The organism is Candidatus Frankia alpina, from assembly GCF_902806485.1.
Taxonomy (GTDB): Bacteria; Actinomycetota; Actinomycetes; order Frankiales; family Frankiaceae; genus Frankia; species Frankia alpina.
Map to the genome: position 1 here is coordinate 1 of NZ_CADCWT010000520.1, position 842 is coordinate 842.

Annotated in this window: 1 protein-coding gene; it reads left to right on the plus strand. The window is 69.6% G+C overall.

Annotated features, from left to right (window positions below):
- Positions 1–80: 80 nt before the first annotated feature.
- A partial coding sequence (locus G6R25_RS24305; RefSeq protein ID WP_205447443.1) for an IS1634 family transposase occupies positions 81–842 on the plus strand: 762 nt, incomplete at its 3' end.

Here is an 842-nt window from a genome sequence, read left to right on the forward strand (position 1 = left end):
GGCGTGGTCCACGCGTCCGATCTGCGGCGTTGTGTGGCCGGGTGGTTGCGGTCGTTGCTGGGGGGTGTAGTACCTAAAAAGTGGCGTCGATCGTGAAGAAGCGGATCTCGGGGAAGACGTATCTCTATGCCGCGACGTCTGCCCGGGTCGATGGCCAGCCCCGGATCGTCGACCAGGTCTACCTCGGTGCCGAAGACGAGGTGATCGCCCGGCTGACCGGGCAGGCGGGCGGGGGTGATCCGGCGCTGCCGGCCGCTACCGTGCACCGCCGGTTCGGTGACGTCGCCGCGGTCTGGAGCGTGCTGACCCGCCTCGATGCGATCGCGGTGATCGATGGTGTGGTCGGCGACGCGAAGGTCCCCGGCGGGACGACCGTGGGGACCTATGTCGCGCTGGCCGCGCTCAACCGGATCTGCGACCCCCGTTCGAAGGCCGGCTTCGCCGACTGGTCCGCGACCACCTCGCTGGGCCGGATCACCGGCCTGACGGCCAGGATGGTCGACCATCGCCGGTTCTGGGACGCGATGGACCGCGTCGACCTGGTCCAGCTCGACGCGGTCGAGACGGCGCTGACCCGGCGGATGATCGACGTGTTCGGCCTTGACACTCACGGCCTGGTCCTCGACATGACCAACTTCGCGACGTTCATCGACTCCACGAACACCCGCGCCCCGGTCGCGGCCCGGGGGAAGGCCAAGCAGAAGCGCTATGACCTGCGCCTGGTCGGCCTGGGGCTGGTCGCCACGAGGGACGGCGGGATCCCGCTGCTCTCGCGGGTCTACCCGGGCAGCCAGCCCGACGTCACCCAGTTCACCCCGATGATCGAAGAGCTCGCCCGGCGC